Origin of the sequence: Intestinibacter sp. (assembly GCF_051866655.1) — a bacterium.
Lineage (GTDB): Bacteria > Bacillota > Clostridia > Peptostreptococcales > Peptostreptococcaceae > Intestinibacter.
Genome location: NZ_JBJDXL010000141.1, coordinates 1 through 6,025, shown reverse-complemented (window position 1 = coordinate 6,025; position 6,025 = coordinate 1). Strand labels below are relative to the sequence as shown.

Genomic DNA, 6,025 nt, shown 5'->3' with positions numbered 1-6,025 from the left:
CGCAATTGCTTTAATTCCAGTTGCAAAAAAGGATAATATAATCGATAAAATACAACTTATAGAAATCTCAGATTACATACTAGAAGTCCCACGAGCATTTATTATAAAGAAAAAATCACATTTATCGACTGTAGCTAAAAACTTTTTAAAATACCATGGTATTGAATTTTCTTGATACAAATTAAAACCCCTAGATATTATTAATATAAAATAATACTTAGGGGCAATTTGATATTCTATTCTAAACACGAATTTATAAATTCTACCGACACATCCATTCTAACTGCTGTTTCTTCTATAGAAAGCCCACTTTGAATAAATCTTTTTACGACCATCTTTATATTTTCTCCAACTTCAATTACATGCATATCAGGATCATAAAAACGCACAACTCTCTGTCCCCAGCTATGCTCAATCAACTCATGGACAAATACAATATCTTTAAATTTATTTAGTTTTTCAATGAATTTATCCATATCATCCTCTTCAAAATACAGTTCCATCGAGTTATTGTTAAAAACAATTTGTTCTTCATCTTTATTTATAAATTTTTTCCATGTTTCAAGTGTTTGTAACACAACTCCACCAGTTAAGGTTACATTTGCTCCAAAGTCGGCTATAATATCTAATCCCAAAACATCTTGATAAAATTTCTTAGATTTTTCTAAATCTGAAACTGCAATTAAAGTACTTGTAAATTTCAAACTTTGTCACCTACCTTATATGAAAAATTATTTTCTTATATTGTAACTATATTATGTTTCTAATTATAAAAACCAATATATCTTCGTATTATCATCACATATAAAACCTTCCCATTTTTTAGTATTTAATATATCAATGATATCACTTTCTTCTTTTGCAAGAAATAGATTTATAAAAGAATCAAATACACTTAAAAACGCAAAATCCAAATTATCATCATATATCATTACTTCACGATACTCTTCACATAATTTACATATCTCTATACAATTTGCTTCATTAACTTCTAGTGTTTTGTTTACATCAAAAATTGGATTTGAAAAACTAATTTTTTTAGCTCCTTTAGAAGTAAGAACATCTACAAAATCTTTAATTAAAAATATAGACAAATTATCTTCTATAGGATAGTATTCATCCTCATTTAAATTAATTTTATCAGCTAAAAACTGATTCCTATATTCTTCTTTTAGAGCAGCTATAGAAGTGACTAATCCCCATGCAAGCTCACCGTAATCTTTAAATTTACTTTTTTTCATAATTTCTTGCCAAGTAACAGGCTTTCCACATTGCTTAATTTGGTCTAAAGTTGGAAATACATGCTCATATTCATATTTTCTATTAGACTTTGTCCAATTTAGTGGCATACTTATGAACGGGCTTAAAATTATAGCTGCTGCTTTAAAATGTTCTGGCAGTTGACTTTTAATTGGTTTATCATATTCAAACCATATATATTCCACTATTTCATCACTCCTCTTACACTATCTAGTTAAATTATATCATTATTTAAGTAAAAAAATAGAAACCTCAAGTACAACCTCAAGGTTTCTATAAGTCATAATATTAATTTTATAGGATCTTAATTTCAAAATTAATCAGCGTAAAATAGATTCTAGCCTACTTCACATCGCTATCTATACAAAATCTTATAAACAAGCCTTTAACACTTCTAATCCTTTATTTATTTCGTCCATTGTTATCACAAGTGGAGGTAATAATCTAACTACATGTTCTCCAGCTGTTAAAACTAATAATCCTTTTTCTGCAGCTGCTTTTTCTACATCAGCAGATTTTCCTTTTATTTCAACACCTATCATTAGACCTTTTCCTCTGACATCAACTATTTCATCTAAATTCCAAGATTTTATAGTATCCATCATATATTGACCTTTTTTAGCTACATCGTCTAAGAATTCTGGTTTAGCTAATTGATCTAAAACTACATTTGCAGCTGCCATAGCTAACGCATTTCCACCAAATGTTGTACCATGATCTCCAGGAACTAAAACATTTGATACCTTTTCTCCTGCTAATATTCCACCAACTGGAATACCACCTGCTAATCCTTTAGCCATTGTTACTAGGTCTGGTTTTATATCGAAGTTTTGGAATCCAAATAATTTACCAGTTCTACCCATACCAGCTTGTACTTCGTCACATATTACTATGATGTCTTTTTCTTGACATAATTTAACTGCTTCTTCTATGAATTCTTTGTCAACTGGATAAACTCCACCTTCACCTTGAACTGCTTCAAATATGAATGCACATATAGTTTCATCCTTTAATGCTTCTTTAAATGCTTCTATATCGTTTTTATCTACATATTTGTATCCAGTTGGTAGTGGATAGAAATATTTGTGGTAAGCTTCTTTACCAGTAGCCATTAATGATGCCATTGTTCTACCGTGGAAAGATTTATTTAAACTTAAAACAGTACCTCTATCTCCACCGTATTTTATGTCACTGTATTTTCTAGCTATTTTCATAGCACCTTCATTTGCTTCTGTACCTGAGTTACAGAAAAATGCTTTGTCGTATCCACTTAATTTTATTATTTTTTCCCCTGCATTTACATGTGGTTCATTGAAGAATATGTTTGAGCTGTGAAGTAATTTTGCAGCTTGTTCTTGTATAGCCTTAGTTAGCTCTGGATGATCGTATCCTAAAGCAGAAACACCTATTCCACTAGTAAAATCTACGTATTCTTTTCCATCTATATCTGTTACAGTAGCTCCTTGACCTTTATCTATAACAACAGGTACTTGAGCGTAAGTTTTCATAAAATTCGCGTCCCATTTATCTTGTATTTTTTGAGTTTTTGGTGTTAATTCCATTTAAAACATCTCCCTTTTTTCAATATATTAATTATTATCCCTAAATTCGCTAAAATATCTTTCTATTAAACACTGTAAAAATTAATCTATTAAAGTTCCTACCCCTGCATCTGTAAATAATTCAGTTAGAAGTGAATGTCTAACTCTACCATCTAAGATATGAACTTTTTTAACACCTTGATTTAAGGCATCTATACAACTATTTATTTTTGGAATCATTCCGCCTGTTATAACTCCATTTTCAAATAGTATCGGTAAGTCTTCTTTATATACATGAGATATTAAGCTATCATCCATTGAAGGCTCTTCTAATAAACCTGGTACATCTGTTAAAAGAATGTATTTTTCTGCTTTAAGTGCTCCTGCTATTGCAGAACCAGCTATATCTCCATTTATATTGTAAACTTGACCTTCTTTATCAGCTCCTATTGTAGCTATCATAGAAATATATCCAGCATCAAGATTATCTCTTATTATTTGTGGGTTTACTTCAACTATTTTTCCTACATATCCTAAGTCTTCTTTTGTTGGTTCACAAACTAACATGTTTCCATCTATACCACAAAGACCTACTGCTTTTCCACCTCTTTGGTTTATTTTTGAAACTAATTCTTTGTTAACCTTTCCTGCAAGAACCATTTGTACAACTTCCATTGTATCTTCATCTGTGTATCTTAATCCATTTACAAATTCACTTTGTATTTTTAATCTGTCTAACATTTTGTTTATTTCTGGTCCTCCACCATGAACCACAACTATGTTTATTCCAACATAACTCATAAGAATTATATCTTCCATAACAGATTCTTTTAATCTTTCGTTTTTCATTGCGTTTCCACCATATTTTATTACCATAGTTTTTCCACTATGCTTTTCAATATATGGCAGCATCTCGATTAACATTTTTGCTTTGTCATCATTAAATTTCATAACTATTCATCCCCAATTTCGACTTTATATTTTTAGTTATCTAACTTCTATAACTACCATTAATTCTAACATATTCGTAAGTTAAATCACATCCCCAAGCGTTGGCTCTTTCGTCCCCCATTTGAAGATCTACTATTATAGTTACTTCATCATCTTCCAATATACTTCTTGCTTTCTTTTCGTTAAATTGTAATGGTTCACCATCTTTGCAAACTTCTATATATCCTTTTTTACTTTCAAATATTATATCTATCTTATTAGGATCAAATTCAGAGCCTTCACATCCGATAGCACATAAAATTCTTCCCCAGTTGGCATCTGCACCAAATACTGCTGCTTTGACCATAGTAGAAGTTATTACTGCTTTTGATAATCTAGCTGCAGTTTCTTCTGTTTTAGCTCCTTCTACAACACATTCTATAAGCTTTGTAGCACCTTCTCCATCTCTAGCAACTAATTTAGCAAGCTCTGTGCATATATAAACTAGTGCTTGTAAAAATGTATCGTAATTTCTATCCTTTTCAGTTATTTTAGTATTTCCAGCTTTTCCATTTGCTAGAACTATCGCCATGTCGTTTGTACTTGTTTGACCATCGACACTTATTCTATTGAAGCTTTTATTTGTAGCATATCTCAATGCTTCTTGTAATAAGCCTTGATCTATATCTATATCTGATGTTATAAAGGCAAGTACTGTTCCCATATTTGGATGTATCATTCCTGAACCCTTAGCCATTCCACCTACAATAACTTTTTTACCATCTATATCAATTGATACTGTTATTTCTTTTTTAATCATGTCAGTTGTCATTATACCTTCTCTAGCAGCCATATGCCCTCTTTTACTAAGCTGACTAGCTAATTCACCGACATTAGCTTCTATTAAATCTATTTTTAATGGTTCTCCTATAACTCCTGTAGATGCAACTAAAACATCTTCTTCCTTTAAGTTTAATACTTCAGCAGTTGCCTTTGCCATTCTGAAGGCATGATTTAATCCTTCCTTGCCATTAAAAGTATTTGCATTTGCACTGTTTATAATTATTGCTTGAGCCTTTCCATCTTGTATATGTTCACTTGTAACATATATTGGATTTGCTTTTATTTTATTCTGAGTGAATACTGCAGCTGCGTTGCACATTGTATCTGAATATACAAGTGCTATATCTTTTTTTTCTACGTTTCTTCTAAGACCTACATGCATTCCAGATGCTGTAAATCCTTTTGCAGCTGTAACTCCACCTTTAATGATTTCCATCAATGTTCCTGTCCTCCTTATTTTTATTTACTAAAAGGCTGTTGCCATTGTGCTTAGACCTTCACATTCATCGAATCCAAGCATTAAGTTCATATTTTGTATAGCTTGCCCAGCTGAACCCTTAACCATATTATCTATTGTTGAACAAATAATTATTTTTGATTTGTTTTCATGTACAGATATAGCACATTTATTTGATAATCTAACATGTTTCACTGTTGCTACTTGTCCTAATGGTAAAACATCTACAAATGGTTTATCTTTATAAAAATCAGCTAATTCACTTTGTATCTTTTCTACTGTAACACCTTCAGCCTTTTCACAGTAAATAGTTGATAATATTCCTCTATTCATTGGTGATAGAATTGGAGTAAATATTATTTCTACTGGTTCTCCAGCTGCATCAGTTAGATTTTGTTCTATTTCTGGAGTATGTCTGTGGTTTCCTATTTTATAAGGAGCCATATTTTCGTTTATTTCTGGATAATGACTAAGTAATGAAAGTCCTCTACCAGCTCCAGTTACTCCTGATTTTGAATCTGCTACTATACCTTCCTTTTTTATTAATTTAGATTTTAATAATGGCATAAGAGGTAATGATATACTAGTTACATAGCATCCTGGATTAGCTACAACTCTTGCACTTTTTATTTCGTCTTTATAATGTTCACAAAGACCATATGCAGCCTCTTCATGTAATTTTTTATCTATGAAAGATACATTATACCATTCTTTATAGATTTCTTCATCCTTTAATCTAAAATCTGCACCTAAATCTACAACTTTTTTTCCTTCTTTAACTGCCTGTTGTACAAATTCTTGGCTAACTCCATGTGGTAAAGCTGTAAATATAAAATCACTATTTTTTATTACATCTTCATTATTCATACATTTCATATCATTCCCTATACCTACACTTGGATAAACCTCTGTTATACTTTTATCTACAAAAGAGTTTGATCCTATAGCAGATACTTCTGCTTTTGGATGTGCATTTAATAATCTTATTAATTCT

At 30.8% G+C, this 6,025-nt stretch carries 6 protein-coding genes; all 6 read right to left on the bottom strand.

Annotation, left to right across the window (positions count from 1 at the left end):
• Window positions 1-236 precede the first annotated feature (236 nt).
• Window positions 237-704 (bottom strand): VOC family protein, encoded by a 468-nt coding sequence (locus ACI3VO_RS04030; protein WP_439756688.1) that lies wholly within the window; start codon window positions 702-704, stop codon window positions 237-239.
• Window positions 705-767: 63 nt separating this feature from the next.
• On the bottom strand, window positions 768-1,445 hold the full coding sequence (locus ACI3VO_RS04025) for a DUF2711 family protein (protein ID WP_439756687.1): 678 nt from the start codon (window positions 1,443-1,445) through the stop codon (window positions 768-770).
• 186 nt (window positions 1,446-1,631) lie between these two features.
• The gene (locus tag ACI3VO_RS04020) at window positions 1,632-2,822 is read right to left on the bottom strand and encodes an aspartate aminotransferase family protein (protein ID WP_439756686.1); all 1,191 of its coding nucleotides are present in this window, start codon (window positions 2,820-2,822) and stop codon (window positions 1,632-1,634) included.
• 81 nt (window positions 2,823-2,903) lie between these two features.
• The gene (gene argB / locus ACI3VO_RS04015; protein WP_439756685.1) at window positions 2,904-3,752 is read right to left on the bottom strand and encodes an acetylglutamate kinase; all 849 of its coding nucleotides are present in this window, start codon (window positions 3,750-3,752) and stop codon (window positions 2,904-2,906) included.
• 40 nt (window positions 3,753-3,792) lie between these two features.
• The gene (gene argJ, locus ACI3VO_RS04010; RefSeq protein WP_439756684.1) at window positions 3,793-5,010 is read right to left on the bottom strand and encodes a bifunctional ornithine acetyltransferase/N-acetylglutamate synthase; all 1,218 of its coding nucleotides are present in this window, start codon (window positions 5,008-5,010) and stop codon (window positions 3,793-3,795) included.
• Between the two features lie 30 nt (window positions 5,011-5,040).
• A partial coding sequence (gene argC / locus ACI3VO_RS04005) for an N-acetyl-gamma-glutamyl-phosphate reductase (RefSeq protein ID WP_439756683.1) occupies window positions 5,041-6,025 on the bottom strand: 985 nt, incomplete at its 5' end.